This window comes from Sphingomonas panaciterrae (assembly GCF_036890205.1).
Classification (GTDB): Bacteria; Pseudomonadota; Alphaproteobacteria; order Sphingomonadales; family Sphingomonadaceae; genus Sphingomonas; species Sphingomonas panaciterrae.
Window position 1 is genome coordinate 227304 of the sequence record NZ_JAKNQR010000002.1, and the last position, 18106, is coordinate 245409.

Consider the following 18106-nt stretch of genomic DNA (forward strand, 5'->3'; position numbering starts at 1 on the left):
AGCCCCTACCTGCCGCCGCCCGATACGAACGGACCCGCCTTTGCCCGATCTGAAGACGATTCTCTCCGCCAAGACGCCGCTCACCCTCTCGGGCGTGCCGACCGGCTTCCTGCCCAGCCTGCTCGCCGATCTCGCCCGCGCGGCGACGACGCGGGCGGTGTTCATCGCGCCGGACGAAGCGGCGATGCGCGCGATCGCCGGCACCGCGCGCTTCTTCGCGCCGGAGATCGAGATCGTCGAATATCCCGCGTGGGACTGCCTTCCCTATGACCGGGCCTCGCCCTCCCTGCGCGTCATGGCGGAGCGGATCGGCGCGCTGCACAAGCTGCAGGCGACCCCCAAGACGCCGCAGCTCGTCCTCACCACCGTCAACGCCGCCACGCAGCGCACGCTCACCCCGTTCCGCATCCGCCAGCTGGTCGCGAACCTGAAACCGGGTGAGCGGATCGCACGCGACAAGCTCGCCGCGCTGCTCTCCGCCAACGGCTATGTGCGCACCGATACCGTCCACGACGCCGGCGAATATGCCGTACGCGGCGGCCTGGTCGATCTCTTCCCCTCGGGCGAGACGCAGGCGCTTCGGCTCGACTTCTTCGGCGACGAGATCGAGAGCGTCCGCACCTTCGACCCTGCCGATCAGCGTACCACCGGCAAGATCCCCGGCTTCACCCTCCTCCCCGCCTCCGAGGCGCTGCTGGACGAGGAAAGCATCAAGCGCTTCCGCAGCCGCTATCGCGAAACCTTTGGCGCCACCGCGACGGGTGACCCGCTCTACCAGGCGGTCAGCGAAGGCCGCCGCCTGGCCGGCATGGAACATTGGCTGCCGCTGTTCGAGGAGCGGCTCGAGACGCTGTTCGACCATATCGGCGAGGATGCGCTGGTCGTGCGCGACGGCGGCGTGAAGGCCGCGGGCGAGGCGCGGTTCGAGGCGGTCGCCGATTATTACGAGAACCGCAAGCGCGCCGAGGCAGCGCAGCCCGGCAGCTACCGCGCGCTTCCCGCCAAGACGCTCTACATGCCGCCCAAGGAATGGGAGGACGCGCTCGCCGCCGCGACGGCGCATGTCACCACGCCGTTCCACGAGCCCGAATCCGCCACCGTGGTCGACTTCGACGTCGACGGCCCGCGCGATTTCGCGCCCGAGCGCGCCGCCCATGCCAATGTCTATGAGGCGGTGGTCGATCACCTGAAGGCGCTACGCAAGGAAGGCCGCACGCCCGTCCTCGCGAGCTACTCGACCGGCGCACGCGATCGGCTCGGCAATCTTCTCAAGGACCATGGCCTCACCGGTGCGAAGGCGGTTGAAACATGGCAGGAGGCGCAGGGCGTCGGCGAGACGCAGACCGCGCTCATCGTCCTGCCGCTCGACCACGGCTTCACCGCACCCAACGTAGCCGTCCTCACCGAACAGGACATGCTCGGCGACCGGCTCGTGCGCCGTGCCAAGCGCCGCAAGTCCGCCGACGCCTTCCTCGCCGAACTCGCCACGCTCTCGCCCGGCGATCTCGTCGTCCACACCGATCACGGCATCGGCCGCTACGTCGGGCTGACTCAGGTCCCGGTCGCCAAGGCGCCGCACGACTGCGTGCAGCTGGAATATGCCGGCGGCGACAAGCTCTACGTCCCGGTCGAGAACCTCGAGGTGCTCAGCCGCTACGGCTCCGGCGAGGAAGGCGCCAGCCTCGACCGGCTCGGCGGCGAGGCGTGGCAGCGCCGCAAGTCGAAGATGAAGGAGCGCATCCGCGAGATCGCGGGTGAGCTGATCGCCACAGCGGCCCTGCGCGCGCTTCGCCAGGGCGAGGTCGCCGAGCCCGACAGCAGCGGCTACCCCAGCTTCGTCGATCGTTTCCCTTATCAGGAAACCGACGATCAGGACCGCGCGATCGAGGAAACGCTGGCCGATCTCTCCGCCGGCAAGCCGATGGACCGGTTGATTGTCGGCGACGTCGGCTTCGGCAAGACGGAGGTCGCGCTGCGCGCCGCCTTCGTCGCCGCCATGGCCGGCATGCAGGTCGCGGTCGTCTGCCCCACCACGCTCCTCGCGCGCCAGCATTACAACAATTTCATGGCCCGCTTCGAGGGCTTTCCGATCCGCATCGGCCGCCTCTCGCGCCTCGTCACCGCGGCGGAGACCAAGCGCGTCAAGGAAGGGCTTGCCGACGGCACGATCGACGTGGTCATCGGCACCCACGCGCTGCTCGCCAAGAACGTCGACTTCAAGCGCCTCGGCCTTGTCATCGTCGACGAGGAACAGCGGTTCGGCGTCACGCACAAGGAACGCCTCAAGACACTGCGCGCCGACGTCCATATCCTCACCCTCACCGCGACGCCGATCCCGCGCACGCTGCAGATGGCGATGTCGGGCCTGCGCGAACTGTCCGTGATCCAGACGCCGCCGGTCGATCGCCTGGCGGTGCGCACCTATGTCATGCCGTGGGACCCCGTCGTCCTGCGCGAGGCATTGCTGCGCGAACATTATCGCGGCGGGCAGAGCTTCCTCGTCACGCCGCGCGTCGCCGACCTCCCCGACATTGAGGAGTTCCTGCGCAAGGAAGTGCCCGAAATCCGCTACGTCATCGCCCACGGCCAGATGGCGGCAAGCGAGGTCGAGGAACGGATGAGCGCCTTCTACGACAAGAAGTTTGAGGTGCTCGTCTCCACCACCATCATCGAAAGCGGCATCGATATCCCGTCCGCCAACACGATGATCGTCAACCGCGCCGACCGTTTCGGGCTGGCGCAGCTCTACCAGCTGCGCGGCCGCGTCGGCCGATCGAAGACGCGCGCCTATGCCTATATGGTCACCCCGCCCGAACGGATGATGACCGACTCCGCGGAGAAACGCCTCAAGGTGCTCAGCGATCTCGACAGCCTGGGTGCCGGCTTCCAGCTCGCCAGCCACGATCTCGACATTCGCGGCGCGGGCAATCTGCTCGGGGACGAGCAGTCCGGCCACATCAAGGAGGTCGGCTACGAACTCTACCAGTCGATGCTGGAAGAGGCGATCATGGACGCCAAGGCGGGCGGCCTCGCCAGCCGCCCGCGCGATTTCTCGCCGCAGATCACCGTCGACACGCCGATTCTGATCCCGGACGACTATGTCCCCGATCTCGACCTGCGGATGGCGCTCTATCGCCGCCTCAACGAGCTGGACGAGAAGCGCGAGCTGGAGGCGTTCGCCGCCGAGATGATCGACCGTTTCGGGCCGCTGCCTGAGGCGACCGACAATCTCATCAAGGTCATCGAGATCAAGATGAACGCCAAGAAGGCGTGCGTGTCGAAGATGGACGTCGGGCCGAAGGGCGCGCTCGTCAGCTTCCACGACGATACACCGCCCAACGTCCCCGGCCTGCTCGCCTATGTCGACAAGCTCGGCGGCATTGCGAAGCTGCGTCCGGATTCGAAGCTGGCGCTCACCCGCAACTGGGCCGATCCGGCCGCGCGGCTGCACGGCGCACTGCAACTGTCGAAGGGGCTGGCGAAGGCGGCGGGGTAATCCCGCCGCTATTTGCGCCCGAACAGCTTCTCGACGTCGGACAGCGCCAGCTTCACCCAGGTGGGGCGGCCATGGTTGCACTGCCCCGAATGCGGCGTCGCCTCCATCTCGCGCAGCAGCGCGTTCATCTCGGCGACCGACAGCACCCGGCCGGCGCGCACCGATCCGTGGCAGGCCATGGTGCCCGCCACCGCATCGAGCCGCTCGCGTAGCGACAGCGCCTCGTCGAACGCGGCGAGTTCATCGGCCAGGTCGCGCACCAGCCCGGCAGGATCACCGCGGCCGAGCAGCGCCGGGGTTGCCCGCACCAGCATCGCACGGGGGCCGAAACGCTCCACATCGAGGCCAAGTTCGCTCAATTCCGGCGCGCGCGATTCCATCCGGTCGCATGCCGGCTCGTCCAGTTCGACCACCTCGGGGATCAGCAGCGCCTGCGCCGCCACGCGCCCCCCAGCCAGCGCGGCGCGCATCCGTTCCAGCACCAGCCGCTCGTGCGCGGCGTGCTGATCGACGATCACCAGCCCGTCCGCCGCCTCCGCCACGATATAGGTTTTCGCGACCTGCCCCCGCGCCACGCCCAGCGGGTGATCCCCGGTATCCGGCAGCGGCGCCGTCGCCGGCTCGGCACGCGCTTGCGGCGGCGGCGCGAAGAAGGTCGGCCGCTGGTCACGCACCACATTGCCGCCCGCGAAAGGCGCGCCGCCAGGAGTGACAGCCGCCTGCCCCTGCCCGCCAAAGAGGGCCGATGGTTCCGCCCCGCCGCCACTCGGCTCCGGACGAAACATCGCCATCGCGTCGGCTGGCGCGCGATGCGCCACGCGATGTCCGGCCATGTCGAGCGCGCGGCGTAGGCCGGACACGATAAGGCCGCGCACCATCGCCGGATCGCGGAAGCGAACCTCCGTCTTGGCCGGATGCACGTTGACGTCGACTTCGCTGGGCGGAACGTCGAGGAACAAGGCGACCACGGCGTGCCGGTCACGCGGCATCATCTCGGCATAAGCGCCGCGGATCGCGCCGGTGAGCAACCGATCCTTCACCGGGCGCCCGTTGACGAACAGATATTGGTGATCGGCAACGCCGCGATGGAAGGTCGGCAGGCCAGCGATCCCGCCGAGCACCAGCCCCTCGCGCTCCATGTCGATCGCAACGCTGTTCTCCTTCAGCGCGCGGTCGGTGAGCGCCGCGACGCGGGCGGGGCGATCCTCCGGCTGGAGCGCCGCAAGGACGCGGCGGCCATCATGTTCGAGAAGAAAGGCGACGTCCGGCCGTGCCATCGCAAGACGCCGCACCACGTCGAGGCAGGCGGCATATTCGCTGCGGCCCGAGCGCAGGAACTTGCGGCGGGCGGGCACGCGCGCAAACAATTCCTCCACCATGCCCCGTGTGCCCGGCGGCAACGCGGCGGGGCCGTCCCCCACCACTGCGCCATTGTCGATGACGCGCGACCAGCCATCGGCGCCGCGCACCCGGCTTTCGAGCGTCAGCCGCGCAACGCTGGCGATCGAGGGCAGCGCCTCGCCGCGGAACCCCATCGTGGCGACCTGATCGATCTCATCGGTGGGAAGCTTGGACGTGGCATGGCGTTCCAGCGCGAGCGCCATATCGGCCGCGGTCATGCCGCAGCCGTCGTCGACCACCTCGATCCGCGACAGGCCACCCTCTGCCAATCGCACGGTGACTCGGGTGGCGCCCGCGTCAAGCGCGTTCTCCACCAGTTCCTTCAACGCACTAGCCGGTCTTTCCACCACTTCACCGGCGGCGATGCGATTGATCAGATGTTCAGGGAGGCGACGTATTGACACCATCAGCCCCCTAGCCCAATCGGCGCCATCCCGCGACCCCGTGACAGCACGATCAAAGCCCTAGAAGCGACTTGCGGCCGCGGCGGCGGGATGATTGATGTACCTCGCTCCGGCGACTCGGGGACGGAATTAAGCTGAACATGGCCTTCTCGCGTTTCTTCAAGTTCATGTCCCATGACATGGCGATCGATCTCGGGACTGCGAACACCGTGGTCTATCTTCGCGGCCGCGGTATCGTGCTCAATGAACCGTCCGTTGTGGCGGTGGAGACGATCAATGGCATCAAGAAGGTCAAGGCCGTCGGTGAAGACGCCAAGTTGATGATGGGCAAGACGCCCGGCAACATCGAGGCGATCCGTCCGCTGCGCGATGGCGTTATTGCCGACATCGATGTCGCCGAGCAGATGATCAAGAGTTTCATTTATAAGGTCCATGGGCAGCGCAAGTTCATGCGCTGGCCGGAGATCGTGATCTGCGTGCCGTCGGGCTCGACCAAGGTCGAACGCCGCGCGATCCGCGACGCGGCGTCGAACGCCGGCGCGAGCCAGGTGTGGCTGATCGAGGAGCCGATGGCGGCCGCGATCGGCGCGGACATGCCGGTGACCGAACCGATCGGCAGCATGGTCGTCGATATCGGCGGCGGCACGACCGAAGTCGCCGTCCTGTCGCTGCGCGGCCTCGCCTACACCACGTCGGTGCGCGTCGGCGGCGACAAGATGGACGAGGCGATTGTCAGCTACGTACGCCGCAACCACAATCTGCTGATCGGCGAAGCCACCGCCGAGCGGATCAAGCAGGAAGTCGGCATCGCCAAGCCGCCGGTCGATGGCATCGGCATGACGATCCACATCAAGGGTCGCGACCTGGTGAACGGCGTGCCCAAGGAAATCCAGATCAACCAGGGCCAGATCGCCGAGGCGTTGTCCGAGCCGGTCGCCACGATCGTCGAGGGTGTTCGCGTGGCGCTTGAGAATACCGCGCCCGAACTCGCCGCGGACATCGTCGATCAGGGCATCGTGCTCACCGGCGGTGGCGCGCTGCTGCAGGGTCTGGACGAGGTGCTTCGCGACGAGACCGGCCTGCCGGTGACGGTGGCGGAAGATCCGCTGACCTGCGTCGCGCTGGGCACGGGTCGCGCGCTCGAGGATCCGATCTATCGCGGCGTGCTGCAAAGCGGCTGATCTGAAGGAATAGCGAATGGCGCCGCCGCGGGACCGGCGCCCGGGTTTCTCGCGACGGGCGCAATATACGCTCTTTATGAGCTACATCCTGGCCGTCGCGGGAGCGCTGGTCGGTGCGGTGTTGCTCATCCTGTCGCAATTCAATCCGCCCGCCTTTGCCGCGCTGCGGTCGGCCGCGACCGAGGTCACCGCGCCGGCTTCCACCGCGGGGGCCGCGGTCGTGCGCGGCATTGCCTTCGTGCCGGAGACGATCGCCACCTATTTCCGCGTCCATAACGAAAATGCCGCTTTGCGCGCCGAAGTCGCCCGCACCAGGGAGGCGCTGACCCAGGCGCGGATCATCGTGCGCGACAATCGCCGCCTGCGCGGGCTGCTCCAACTGCGCGAGGCGACGCCCGATACCGTGGCGACGGCGCGGATCGTCAGCTCCAGTGCATCGAGCACGCGGCGCTTCGGGATCCTGAACGCCGGGCGCTGGCAGGGCGTGCGGCCCGGCATGCCGGTGCGCGGCCCCGACGGGCTCATCGGCCGCATTGTCGAGGCCGGCCCCAATTCAGCGCGCGTGCTGCTCACCATCGACGCGGAAAGCGTCATCCCCGTGCAGCGCATCGGCGACGGGCTGCCCGCCCTCGCCGCCGGGCGCGGCGATGGCCTGCTCGATATCCGTTCGGTCGGCACCACCAATGCGCGGCTGAAGCCAGGCGACCGCTTCATCACGTCCGGCATCGGCGGCCTCTACACCCCCGGCGTGCTGGTCGCCCATGTGCTGAAGCCGGGCGCCGACAGCGCCCCCGCCAAGCCGTTTGCCGAGGCCAATACGTTCGATTTCGCCATCGTCAGCGCGCCGTTCCTGCCGCCCCCGCCCCCGGCGCGGCCCGACCCTGCCGACCCCCAGGCAACCGGCAGCCAGCCCGTCGGGAGCGCGGCGGCGCAGTGAGCACTGCGCCCAAACCCTTCCAGGCGCCGATGCAGCAGTCGCCGGCGCGTGCGCTGCCATGGCTGACCGTCATGGGCGGCTCCCTGGTGACGATCATCCCGGTGGTGGCAACGCTGCCACTGCTGCCGCCGTTCGGCCTCCTCATGCTCCTCTCGTGGCGCCTGCTCGCGCCGCTTGCGCTGCGCCGCTGGGCACCGGCGCTGCTCGGCCTGTTCGACGATTGCCTCAGCGGCCAGCCGCTCGGCAGCGCGATGCTGCTGTGGACGCTGACCTTTTTCCTGGTCGATTTGTTTGATCAGCGCACCATCTTCCGCGCCTTCGCACAGGATTGGCTGATCGCAGCGGTGGGTATCGCCTTCTGCCTGATTGCCGGTCGTTTTCTGGCCACCCCCCTCGGCGCGCAGGTCGATAGCGTGCTAGTGGTCCAGATCATCGTGTCGATTCTTCTTTTCCCCCTAGCCGCGCGCGCCGTCGCCTGGGTTGATCGCCGTCGCGTTGCCGAATGAACCGGACACCGCGGATCGCCACGGAGGCGCAGCAGGGCTACACGTTTTCGCGCCGGGCTTGGCTGCTCGGCGCGATGCAGATCGGCGTGGGCAGCGTGCTGGCCGGTCGAATGGGCTGGCTGTCGATTGCCGAGAACGAACGCTACAACCTGCTGAGCGAGAACAACCGGGTCAACATGACCCTCATCCCGCCGCGTCGCGGCTGGCTGGTTGATCGCCATGGTCACGCCATTGCGGACAACCGCACCGACTTTCGCGTCGACCTGATCCCCGATCGGATCGTTGACGAGGAACGGACGCTGGCGGCGCTTCGTGATCTCCTGGCGCTGACCGACGACGACCTGCTGCGTGTCCGCGCCGACCTGAAGCGGGCGGCGGGCTTTCAGCCGGTCAAGGTGGCCGAGAATGTGAGCTGGGAGCGGTTCGCGGCGGTGCAGGTCCGCCAGCCCGAGCTGCCCGGCGTCGCGCCCACGCGCGGGTTCGCGCGCAACTATCCCGCTGGCGCCGCCGTCGCACACCTGACCGGCTATGTCGGGGTCGCCACGGCGGAGCAGTACAAGCAGACGCGCGACCCGCTGCTGCTGACACCGGGATTCAAGGTCGGCAAGGACGGCCTTGAAAAGACGATGGAAAATGAGCTCCGCGGCAAGCCCGGGGCAAAACGGATCGAGGTGACGGCGCGCGGCAAGCTGGTCGCGGAGCTTGCCACCCGCCCCGACGTGCCCGGCAAGACGCAGAAGCTGACGATCGATTCCGGCTTGCAGGAATATGCCGCGCGCCGGCTGGGCACGAACTCCGGCTCCGCGGTGGTGTTCGACTGTCACACGGGCGAGATGCTCGCGATGGTCTCCATGCCGGCCTATGATCCCAACAGCTTCTCCGACGGGATCAGCCACATGGAGTGGAAGATGCTGTCGGCGGACGATCACGTCCCGCTGATGAACAAGGTGACGCAGGGGCTGTATCCGCCGGGTTCGACGGTGAAACCGATGAACGGCCTTGCGCTGCTGGAAGCAGGGATCAGCCCCGACGAGCGGGTGTATTGCAGCGGAGCGATGCGGGTCGGCAGCGGCGTGTTCCACTGCCACAAGCGGCGTGGGCATGGCCCGATGGACCTGCGCGGCGCCGTCGCGCAGAGCTGCGATATCTATTTCTATGAGATGATCCGCCGCCTTGGTTACGACAAGGTGGCGCCGGTCGCCCGCTCGCTGGGCATGGGCGAGAAATTCGACCTGCCCTTCGCGACGCAGCGCTACGGCACCGTGCCCGACAGCGTGTGGAAGGAGCGCAAGTACAAGACGAAGTGGACCGTCGCCGATTCGCTCAACGCATCGATCGGCCAGGGCTATGTCCTGTCCAATCCGCTCCAGCTTGCGGTGATGGCGATGCGTATCGCGTCGGGGCGGCAGGTCCAGCCCAGCCTGTTGATGGATCGCGTGCACGGCAACGCCCCTTTGCTGCCGTACAAGGAAGAGCATCTGCAGATTGTTCGCGAGTCGATGTGGAAGGTGGTCAATGGCGGCGGCACGGGCGGCGCCTCCCGCTTGTACCTGCCTGGCATCGATCTGGCGGCGAAAACCGGCACCGCCCAGGTACGCCGTATCACCATGGCCGAACGTCGTACCGGCGTGCTGCGCAATTCGCAGCTTCCCTTCAAGCTGCGCGACCACGCCTTGTTCATCTGCTTCGCGCCGTCGGACAAGCCGCGCTACGCCGCGGCCATCGTGCTCGAGCATAACGGCCACGTCATCCGCAACCTCGACACGCCAATGATCGGCAAGGACATCATGACCTATCTGTTCGACAAGGAGCGTGCGCTGAAGGCGCTCGCCGAGGTCGAACCGACATGGGGCGGCGACATCCGGACGCGCATGGCCGCGCAGGAAGCGGCCTACCGCGCCGCCGCCAATGCGCCGTCCCCGGCGCAGGGCGCCGCCACCGAAACCGACGCCCCCGCCCCGACGCGCGCGCCGGCCGTTCGCCAGGCGACCGACGCCTCGAACGCGGCGCAGGAGGCGACCGTCAGCGACATCGCCAATGGCGCCGGTCCCGCGAGCGTCGGCACCACCGAACCATCGGATCCGCAATGAGCCGACCGTCGATCGTGCCTGCGCCGCTGGCGCGGCTGCCGTGGCGGATGCTGCTGCTGGTGATCGCGCTTGGCGGGTTCGGCCTCGTCATCCTCTACTCCGCCGCCAGCGGCAACATGCGTCCCTGGGCACTCTCTCAGGGAATTCGCTTCGTCATCTTCCTGTGCGGGTCGATCGTGATCTCCCGCGTGCCGGAGGACGTGTGGCGACGTGGCGCGCTGCCCGGCTATGTCCTGATCGTCATTCTGTTGTTTGCGGTTGAACTGCTCGGTGCGGTGCGCGGCGGCAGTCAGCGCTGGCTGGATTTCGGCTTCATCAGGTTGCAGCCGTCGGAGCTGATGAAGCCGGCGATCGTGCTCGCCTGCGCGCGCTTCTACGAGCTGTTGCCGCCCAACGAGACGCGGCGCTTCGGCGCGATCTGGCCGGCGGCGATCCTCATCGGGCTGCCGGCCGGCCTGGTCATGCTTCAGCCCGATCTCGGGACGGCGCTCATGATCACTGGCGGCGGCCTAACGGTGATGTTCCTCGCCGGCGTCCCGTTGCGCCTGTTCGTCGGCGGCGCGCTCGGCCTCGCCGTCGCCGCGCCGCTTGCGGTGACCTATCTGCTCCACGACTATCAGCGTAATCGCGTGCTCATCTTCCTTGATCCCGAGAGCGATCCGCTCGGCACCGGCTATCACATCAGCCAGTCGAAGATCGCGATCGGCTCTGGCGGCATCACCGGCAAGGGCTTCCTCAACGGCACGCAGAGCCACCTCGATTACCTGCCGGAGGGGCACACCGACTTTGTCTTCGCGACCATGGCGGAGGAATGGGGCCTGCTCGGCGGCCTGTTCATCATCGTCGCTTATCTGATGGTGATCCGCTGGGGCATCAACGTCGGCCTGCGCGCCCGCACCCGCTTTGCCAAGCTCACCGCGGCGGGTCTCGCGACGACGATCTTCTTCTACGTCGCGATCAACCTGGCGATGGTGATGGGCCTCGCCCCCGTGGTCGGCATCCCCCTGCCGCTCGTCAGCTTCGGCGGATCGGCGCAGATGACCGTGTTCCTGTGCCTTGGCATCCTCATGTCGATCGACCGCAGCAATCGCGGCGAACAAAATTGGTGAAACCCGAAAAAAGTGGTTGCGTCCCGCCGGAGCAATGCTAATGACGCGCCTCCCGGCGGCGAGGCACCAGCCTACACCGGAACGGACGCATAGCTCAGTTGGTAGAGCAGCTGACTCTTAATCAGCGGGTCCTTGGTTCGAGCCCAAGTGCGTCCACCACCCTCCTCCGAATAGTTTCAATGCCTTAGGGCGCAACGCTTCGGTGGAGTGGCATGTCCGGCTGAGATGGCAGCCCCCCCGATCGGGCGCGGACCGGCCGGATAATTGGTTCACCAATCCCCAACACCACCACTCCCCGCCCCGCTACGGGCAATTGCGCAATGCATGTTGCTGCGGGAGGGGTGATGACTCCTGCGCCGCATCCGTGACGGCGACGAAGGAAGGGCCAGCCATGTCGAAAATCACCGGCACTGACGCTCTGATTTTCCTGGCGGCCATCGGCCTCTGTCTGGTGGTCCTGCTTTACTTCGTTCTCTGACGCGGTCGCCCCCGCCCTAAGGCACGATCGCAATCGTATCGACAGCCGCCCGGACCCGATCGTCGTTTTGCGTGCCCGGCCCATTGACTTGCCCGCCGCGCCGCTCGTACCTGTCAGGCGATTAGGTCGATCGACTTAATCCATACCGATCGCGCTGCCCACGATGGCCGCCGACGGCAGGAGAGCGTGCATGACATACGACCTCATCATCGTCGGGGGCGGCATCGGCGGGTCGGCGCTGGCGGCGACCATGGCGCGCGCCGGCCGGTCCGTGCTGCTGCTGGAAAAAACGACGGTCTATGAGGACAAGGTGCGCGGCGAATGGATCGCGCCCTGGGGCGTGACCGAAACCAAACGGCTCGGCCTGTACGACACATTGGTCGCCGCGGGTGGCCATCACCTGACCAGCCACGTCACTTATGACGAGACGCGCGATCCCGCTGCGGCGGAGGCGGCGGCGATGCCGCTCGGGATGTTCGCGCCCGATGTGCCGGGGCCTTTGTGCCTGCGCCACCCGGTCCACTGCCAGACGCTGTTCGACACCGCCGTCGCATCGGGCGCGACGGCGCATCGCGGCGTTACCATCACATCCATCACGCTGGGCGCATCGCCCGCGGTCAGCTACCTCCTCGACGGCGTCGAGCATGCGGCGCGTGCCCCGCTGATCGTCGGGGCCGAGGGGCGGCAATCGGGGGTACGCCGCGCCGCCGGGCTGACGTTGCATCAGGACAAGCCGCACCATTGGTTCGCCGGGCTGCTGGTCGATGGTGTCGCCGGCTGGGACGATACGCGCCAGGCGATCGGCACGGAGGATGATTTCGGCTTTCTCGCCTTCCCGCAGGGCCAGGAGCGGATGCGCGTCTATGGCGGCTGGTCGCTCGCCGATACCAAGCGGTTTGCCGGAAAGGACGGGCCAACCCGCTTCCTCGAGGCGTTCCGGATGAAATCGGCGCCGCATAATGAGGCGATCGCCGGCGGCACCCCCGCTAGCCCGCTGTTCGCCTATTACAATAACAGCAGCGCCGCGCAGCGCCCCTATGCGCCCGGCGCCGTGCTGGTCGGCGACGCGGCCGGGTGGAACGATCCGATCCTGGGCCTCGGCCTGTCGATCACCTACCGCGACGTTCGCCTCGTCAGCGACATCCTCAAGGAAGCGGCGCCGGAAGAAGCGCCCGATTTTCGACCCTATGCAGAGGAACGCGCGGAGCGGATGCGCCGGCTGCGCATCGCGGCGGAGATGCAGGCGACGCTCGACATGGAGTTTGGCGAGGCCGCGCGTGCGCGGCGGCATCGTTACTATGAGGCAAGCGCCGCCGATCCAATGCTCGGCCTCCACGGGGTCGCGACGCTCGCCGGGCCCGAAGCCGTACCGGCAGAGATTTTCGAGCCGGCGCATGTCGCCCGCGTGGTGGGGGCCTGATCGATGGACATTGCACGCTACAATGCCGACTGGCTCGCCGCCTGGACCGCCAAGGACGTCGAGGCGCTGCTCGGCTTCTACGCCGAGGATTGCCGCTATTTCGATCCGCAGACAGCGGGCGGGATCACCGGCCACGAGGCGCTGCGGGCGTATCTGACCGGGCTGTTCGCCGCGACCCCGGCGATGACCTACACCCCGGACGAGACCTGGCCCATTCCGGGCGGCTTCTGCGGCCGTTGGTATTGCGATGTTGAAGGGGCGGGTCGGATGCGCGGGTTCGACATGGTCCTGCTCGATGGCGACAGGATCACCCACAACGAAGTCTATGTGCACCAGCTGCCACAGGAATAAGAGGGAGGGGATCGATGCAGTTCGATTTCAACGAACAACAGAATGAATTTCGTCAGGAAGCACGGCGCTTCCTGACCGCGGAATGCCCGCCGGACCGCGTGCGCAAGGCGCTGGAGGGTGGCGGCTTCGATCGCGACCTGTGGCGCGGCGTGGCCGAGATGGGGTTCCTCGGCATCGCCATCCCGGAGGAGCATGGCGGCCTTGGCCTTGGCTATCTTGAGCTGTGCGCCGTGGCGGAGGAATTCGGCCGGGCGCTGGCGCCGCTCCCGATCCTCTCTTCGGTCTATCTGGTGGCAGAGGCGATCAAGTCGTTCGGCACGGCCGAGCAGCAGGCGTCATGGCTCCCCCGCATCGCGGCCGGCGCAGCGATCGGCTGCGTCGCCGCCGCAGAGTGTGAGCGATTGAGCGAGACTTCGGTTCGCACGACCTTCGCGGGCGGCACCGTCTCGGGCAAGAAGGCCCCGGTACTCGACGGCGAGATTGCCGACGTGGCGCTGGTGCTGGCCAAGGAGGGCGATCGGCTGAGCCTGGTGCTCGTCGATCTCGCGCAGAAGGCGGTCGAACGGCGCGCGCTCGACACGATCGATCCCACGCGTGCCCAAGCCGAACTGACCTTCAACAGCGCAACGGCCGAGCGGCTGGGCGAGCCGGGCGAGGGCTGGTCGCAATATCAGACGCTGCTCGACCGAGCGGCGGTGCTCGTCGCTTTCGAGCAGATCGGCGGGGCCGATCGCGCGCTGGAGATGGGCCGCGATTATGCCCTGGAGCGGATGGCCTTCGGGCGCCAGATCGGCAGCTTCCAGGCCATCAAGCACATGCTGGCCGACATGTACGTCTCCGCAACGCTCGCCCGGTCGAACGCTTATTACGGTGCCTGGGCGCTTTCTACTGGGGCGGCCGAACTGCCGCGCGCAGCAGCGACGGCGCGCGTTTCGGCTACCAACGCCTTCCGCCATTGCGCGAAGAACAACATCCAGGTGCACGGCGGCATGGGCTTTACGTGGCAGATGGATTGCCACCTCTACTACCGGCGCGCGAACCACCTCGCGCTCGCGCTCGGCAGCCAGCCCGACTGGGAAGAGAAGCTCGTCAGCCGCCTGGCTGCCGCCAACCAGCCGATCGCCGCCTGAGCCACGTAACGGACAAGACCGGAGGCCCCGTGCCATGAACTTCGACGACACTCCCGAAGAAGCCGCCTTCCGCGCCGAGGCTCGCGCGTGGATTGATGCCAATGCCCCCAAGCACCTGTACCCGATCCTTTCGGGGTCGGGGCACGGCACCGCCGGCGACATCGCCGATTTCGACATGCTGGCCGAGAGCAAGGCGTGGCAGAAGAAGAAATATGACGCCGGCTGGGCGTGCCTTCACTGGCCAAAGGAATATGGCGGGCGCGGCGCGACGCCGATGCAGCGGGTGATCTGGAACCAGGAGGAAGGCGTCTATGCCACCCTCTCCTTCACCTTCATCATCGGTCAGGGCATGTGCGGCCCGACGGTGATGGCGTGGGGGCGTGAGGAGGACAAGCAGGCTCTGCTGCCGCCGCTCGCCGCGGGTGAGGACATCTGGTGCCAGATGTTCTCCGAACCGTCGGCCGGCTCGGACCTCGCGGGCCTTCGCACCCGCGCGGTCAAGGATGGTGACGAATGGGTCATCAACGGGTCCAAGATCTGGACCTCCGGCGCGCATATCTCGCAATATGGCATCCTGCTGACCCGCACCGATCCCAGCGTCGCCAAGCACAAGGGGCTGACGATGTTCTGGATCGACATGCGCTCGCCCGGCATCGAAGTCCGCCCGATCCTTCAGGCCCACGGCCAGTCCGGCTTCAACGAGGTGTTCTTCACCGACCTGCGCGTCCCCGACAGCCAGCGTCTGGGCGGCGTTGGCCAGGGCTGGACGGTGTCGCTGACCACCTTGATGAACGAGCGGCTGTCGATCGGCTCGGGCATGTCGACCGGCTTCGAGACGCTGCTCGATTATGCCGTCCGCGCGCCGGGTCGCGACGGCGGCCGGCTGGTCGATGATCCGTCGATCCGCTCGCGCCTCGCCGATTGGGCCACCAAGGCCAGCGGCCTGAAATACACCTCGATGCGCGCGCTGACCGCCTTGTCGAAGGGACAGGAGCCAGGCCCGGAGAATTCGATCGGCAAGCTGGTCGCCGGCGCGACGAGCCAGGATATTGCGACCTTCGCCATCGACCTTCAGGGCGAGGCCGGCGTGCTGACGGATCCCGCACAGGCGGCGCATGCGGCACGCTTCCAGGCGACGCTGATGCGCAGCCCGGCAACCCGAATCGAGGGCGGGACGGACGAGATCCTGCGCAACATCATCGCCGAGCGCGTCCTTGGCCTGCCCGGCGACGTGCGCGTCGACAAGGACGTCCCGTTCGAGAAGATCCCGACCCGCGCCTGACCGGGCGCGCGGGTCAGCGACCGTCCCCTGCCCCCGGCAGGGGACGGGCCGCGCTCTTGGCATTGCAAATGGTCCGTGTCCTTGCTCCCATCTGTCGCCTTGAACGTTGAAGGGCGATACGAATGAGCAAGAAAGGAACCTTGCGTGATCCGTGCTACCGTTGCCGGCCTCCTGCTGGCCGCCTCCCCCGCCGTTGCGCAGGAGGCTCCTGACGATCCTTCCTGCGCGAATGTCCGGGTCGCGATCCCGGCAGAGCTTGCCGCCTGGTCGAAGCAGACGCCCGTCGCGGCAGGGATCAAGGCCGGCGGCGGCGCATCGGTGACGCCCGGCCAGGCGCTGCTGGTCGCGCTTCATCCGGCGAATCTCGTCACACTGGCGCCCGTGCCGAAGGAAAACGGCGGCCATGCCGGAACGCTGACGCTGACCGTGCAGGAAGCAGGCAATTACCGCGTGGCACTGGGTGGACGCGCATGGGTCGATCTGGTCGACAAGGGGCGTGCGCTCTCCTCCAGCGCGCATGGTCATGGCCCCAAATGCACGGGAATTCGCAAGATGGTGGACTATACGTTGAAGCCCGGTCGCTACACGATCCAATTGTCCGGCAGTCAGGCGGACAACATGCCGCTGCTGGTGGCGAAGGTCGGCTGATGCGGATGATCGCCCTCGCCGCCGCGCTCCTCCTTCCCACCGGCGTCGCCGCGCAGGATGTTCCTGCGGCTGCACCGGCCACCACCAGCGCTACGCCCCCTGCTCCGGCAAAGGCAGCGACCACGATCGTCACCCTGTCGACCGCGGCTGGCCCGATCGTGCTGGAAATCGAAACGGAGAAGGCGCCGGTCACTGCCGCCAACTTCCTCAAATATGTCGATGGAAAGCGGCTGGACGTGACGGCTTTCTACCGCACCGTGAAGGTGCAGGCGGAACCGCGCTACGGCTTCATCCAGTTCGGCACCCAAAACGATCCCAAGCGCACGCTGCCGCCGATCGCGCATGAGCCGACCAGCAAGACCGGGCTCAGCCATGTCGATGGCGCGATCTCCATGGCGATGGCCGAACCCGGCACCGCGCGCGGCGATTTCTTCATCATCGTCGGCAACACGCCGGCGATGGACGCCGACGGAACGAACCCCGGCTATGCGGTCTTCGGCCGCGTCGTGCAGGGCATGGATGTCGTCCACCGCATCATGGACATGCCGACATCGCCAACCAAGGGAGAGGGAATCATGAAGGGGCAAATGCTCGAACCGACCGTTCCGGTCACCGCCGCGCGGCGCACGCCGGCCCAGGCGAGCAACCCGCAATGAGGGCGATGACACTGTCGGCGCCCGGCGGCCTCGATCGCCTGAACCTCGCCGATGCATCGGATCCGGGCCAGCCCGGCCCCGGAGAGGTTCGCGTCGCGCTTCATGCCAGCTCGCTGAACTTCCACGATTATCTGGTGTGTTCGGGCAAGTCTCCGGCTGCCGATGGCCGTATCCCCCTGGCGGACGGCGCCGGGGTGGTGGAGGCGGTCGGCGAAGGCGTGACCGAGTTCAGCCCCGGCGATCACGTCGTCTCGGTCTTCTTCCCGGACTGGCAGGCCGGACCTGCGCAGGTGAGCGATTTCCGCCGCGTACCCGGCGACGGCATCGACGGCTTTGCCCGCGATGCCGTCGTACTGCCGTCCACCGCCTTTACCCGGGCACCGCGCGGCTGGAGCCATAAGGAAGCGGCGACGATCACCACCGCTGGCCTCACCGCATGGCGCGCGTTGATCGTCGACGCCGGACTGCGCGCTGGCGACACGGTGCTGCTGCTCGGCACCGGCGGTGTGTCGATCTACGCGCTGCAGATCGCCCATGCGATGGGCGCTCAGGTCATCGTAACCTCATCCTCCGACGAGAAACTCGCCCGCGCCCGCGAACTCGGCGCGGATCACGTGATCAACTATCGCAACGAGCCGCAATGGGGGAGAAAGGTCCTCGAACTCACCGGCGGGCGCGGTGCGGATATCGTGGTGGAGGTGGGTGGCCCCGGCACGCTGGGGCAATCGATCGAGGCGGTTCGCATCGGCGGCCATATCGCGCTCATCGGCGTTCTTACCGGAATGGGTGGAGAGGTGCCGACAGCCTTTCTGATGGCCAAACAGGCCAGATTGCAGGGGCTGATCGTCGGCAACCGTCAGGAACAGCAGGATTTCGTCCGCGCGTTGGAGATCACCGGCATCCGGCCGATCATCGACCGGACGTTCTCGCTCGACGATCTGCCCAACGCCTTCCGTCACCTCGAATCGGCAAGTCACTTCGGGAAGATCGCCGTCGCCTGGTGACGCCCGCTTCCTG

Annotated in this window: 14 protein-coding genes and 1 tRNA gene; 14 read left to right on the forward strand and 1 reads right to left on the reverse strand. The window is 67.3% G+C overall.

From position 1 onward, the window contains the following. Positions 1-40 precede the first annotated feature (40 nt). On the forward strand, positions 41-3496 hold the full coding sequence (gene mfd / locus L8F96_RS08005; protein ID WP_334655732.1) for a transcription-repair coupling factor: 3456 nt from the start codon (positions 41-43) through the stop codon (positions 3494-3496). Positions 3497-3504: 8 nt separating this feature from the next. Here mfd and mutL read toward each other — a convergent pair whose 3' ends face one another. Continuing rightward, a complete protein-coding gene (gene mutL, locus L8F96_RS08010) occupies positions 3505-5301 on the reverse strand; it encodes a DNA mismatch repair endonuclease MutL (protein WP_334655733.1) in 1797 nt (598 codons plus the stop codon). A 140-nt stretch (positions 5302-5441) separates the two neighbouring features. On the opposite strand from mutL, the gene L8F96_RS08015 reads away from it, so the two are divergent. The 13 genes from L8F96_RS08015 to L8F96_RS08075 all read left to right on the forward strand — a co-directional run bounded on the left by L8F96_RS08015 (position 5442) and on the right by L8F96_RS08075 (position 18093). Beyond that, positions 5442-6482: a rod shape-determining protein gene (locus L8F96_RS08015; RefSeq protein ID WP_046410758.1), complete on the forward strand. Its 1041-nt coding sequence runs from the start codon at positions 5442-5444 to the stop codon at positions 6480-6482. Positions 6483-6558: 76 nt separating this feature from the next. Further along, on the forward strand, positions 6559-7419 hold the full coding sequence (locus tag L8F96_RS08020) for a rod shape-determining protein MreC (RefSeq protein WP_334655734.1): 861 nt from the start codon (positions 6559-6561) through the stop codon (positions 7417-7419). Between the two features lie 86 nt (positions 7420-7505). Next, on the forward strand, positions 7506-7925 hold the full coding sequence (gene mreD / locus L8F96_RS08025) for a rod shape-determining protein MreD (protein ID WP_417158953.1): 420 nt from the start codon (positions 7506-7508) through the stop codon (positions 7923-7925). Next, positions 7922-10015: a penicillin-binding protein 2 gene (mrdA, locus tag L8F96_RS08030; protein ID WP_046410762.1), complete on the forward strand. Its 2094-nt coding sequence runs from the start codon at positions 7922-7924 to the stop codon at positions 10013-10015. Before mreD ends, mrdA begins: the two co-directional genes overlap by 4 nt. Next, on the forward strand, positions 10012-11124 hold the full coding sequence (gene rodA / locus L8F96_RS08035) for a rod shape-determining protein RodA (RefSeq protein WP_046410764.1): 1113 nt from the start codon (positions 10012-10014) through the stop codon (positions 11122-11124). The genes mrdA and rodA overlap by 4 nt, the downstream gene beginning before the upstream one ends. A gap of 83 nt (positions 11125-11207) precedes the next feature. Beyond that, positions 11208-11283: transfer RNA gene (locus L8F96_RS08040), tRNA-Lys, on the forward strand. A gap of 509 nt (positions 11284-11792) precedes the next feature. Next, the gene (locus L8F96_RS08045) at positions 11793-13022 is read left to right on the forward strand and encodes an FAD-dependent oxidoreductase (RefSeq protein ID WP_334655735.1); all 1230 of its coding nucleotides are present in this window, start codon (positions 11793-11795) and stop codon (positions 13020-13022) included. Positions 13023-13025: 3 nt separating this feature from the next. Then, the gene (locus L8F96_RS08050) at positions 13026-13373 is read left to right on the forward strand and encodes a YybH family protein (protein ID WP_334655736.1); all 348 of its coding nucleotides are present in this window, start codon (positions 13026-13028) and stop codon (positions 13371-13373) included. Between the two features lie 14 nt (positions 13374-13387). Continuing rightward, entirely contained in the window at positions 13388-14503 is a 1116-nt protein-coding gene (locus L8F96_RS08055; protein WP_334655737.1) for an acyl-CoA dehydrogenase family protein, read from the forward strand. Between the two features lie 34 nt (positions 14504-14537). Continuing rightward, positions 14538-15785: an acyl-CoA dehydrogenase family protein gene (locus tag L8F96_RS08060; protein WP_334655738.1), complete on the forward strand. Its 1248-nt coding sequence runs from the start codon at positions 14538-14540 to the stop codon at positions 15783-15785. A 144-nt stretch (positions 15786-15929) separates the two neighbouring features. Beyond that, positions 15930-16433 carry a homogentisate 1,2-dioxygenase gene (locus L8F96_RS08065; RefSeq protein WP_334655739.1) on the forward strand — a complete coding sequence of 168 codons (504 nt, stop codon included), beginning with the start codon at positions 15930-15932 and terminating at the stop codon, positions 16431-16433. Between the two features lie 5 nt (positions 16434-16438). Beyond that, positions 16439-17089 carry a peptidylprolyl isomerase gene (locus tag L8F96_RS08070; protein WP_417158960.1) on the forward strand — a complete coding sequence of 217 codons (651 nt, stop codon included), beginning with the start codon at positions 16439-16441 and terminating at the stop codon, positions 17087-17089. Then, on the forward strand, positions 17086-18093 hold the full coding sequence (locus L8F96_RS08075) for a zinc-dependent alcohol dehydrogenase family protein (protein WP_334655741.1): 1008 nt from the start codon (positions 17086-17088) through the stop codon (positions 18091-18093). Before L8F96_RS08070 ends, L8F96_RS08075 begins: the two co-directional genes overlap by 4 nt. Positions 18094-18106 lie beyond the last annotated feature (13 nt).

Excerpts from the sequence above, each read along its gene's own strand:
- L8F96_RS08015 (WP_046410758.1), top strand. The coding sequence starts at position 5,442 with ATGGCCTTCTCGCGTTTCTTCAAGTTCATGTCCCATGACATGGCGATC.
- L8F96_RS08020 (WP_334655734.1), top strand. The coding sequence starts at position 6,559 with ATGAGCTACATCCTGGCCGTCGCGGGAGCGCTGGTCGGTGCGGTGTTG.
- mrdA (WP_046410762.1), top strand. The coding sequence starts at position 7,922 with ATGAACCGGACACCGCGGATCGCCACGGAGGCGCAGCAGGGCTACACG.
- rodA (WP_046410764.1), top strand. The coding sequence starts at position 10,012 with ATGAGCCGACCGTCGATCGTGCCTGCGCCGCTGGCGCGGCTGCCGTGG.
- L8F96_RS08045 (WP_334655735.1), top strand. The coding sequence starts at position 11,793 with ATGACATACGACCTCATCATCGTCGGGGGCGGCATCGGCGGGTCGGCG.
- L8F96_RS08050 (WP_334655736.1), top strand. The coding sequence starts at position 13,026 with ATGGACATTGCACGCTACAATGCCGACTGGCTCGCCGCCTGGACCGCC.
- L8F96_RS08055 (WP_334655737.1), top strand. The coding sequence starts at position 13,388 with ATGCAGTTCGATTTCAACGAACAACAGAATGAATTTCGTCAGGAAGCA.
- L8F96_RS08060 (WP_334655738.1), top strand. The coding sequence starts at position 14,538 with ATGAACTTCGACGACACTCCCGAAGAAGCCGCCTTCCGCGCCGAGGCT.
- L8F96_RS08070 (WP_417158960.1), top strand. The coding sequence starts at position 16,439 with ATGATCGCCCTCGCCGCCGCGCTCCTCCTTCCCACCGGCGTCGCCGCG.
- L8F96_RS08075 (WP_334655741.1), top strand. The coding sequence starts at position 17,086 with ATGAGGGCGATGACACTGTCGGCGCCCGGCGGCCTCGATCGCCTGAAC.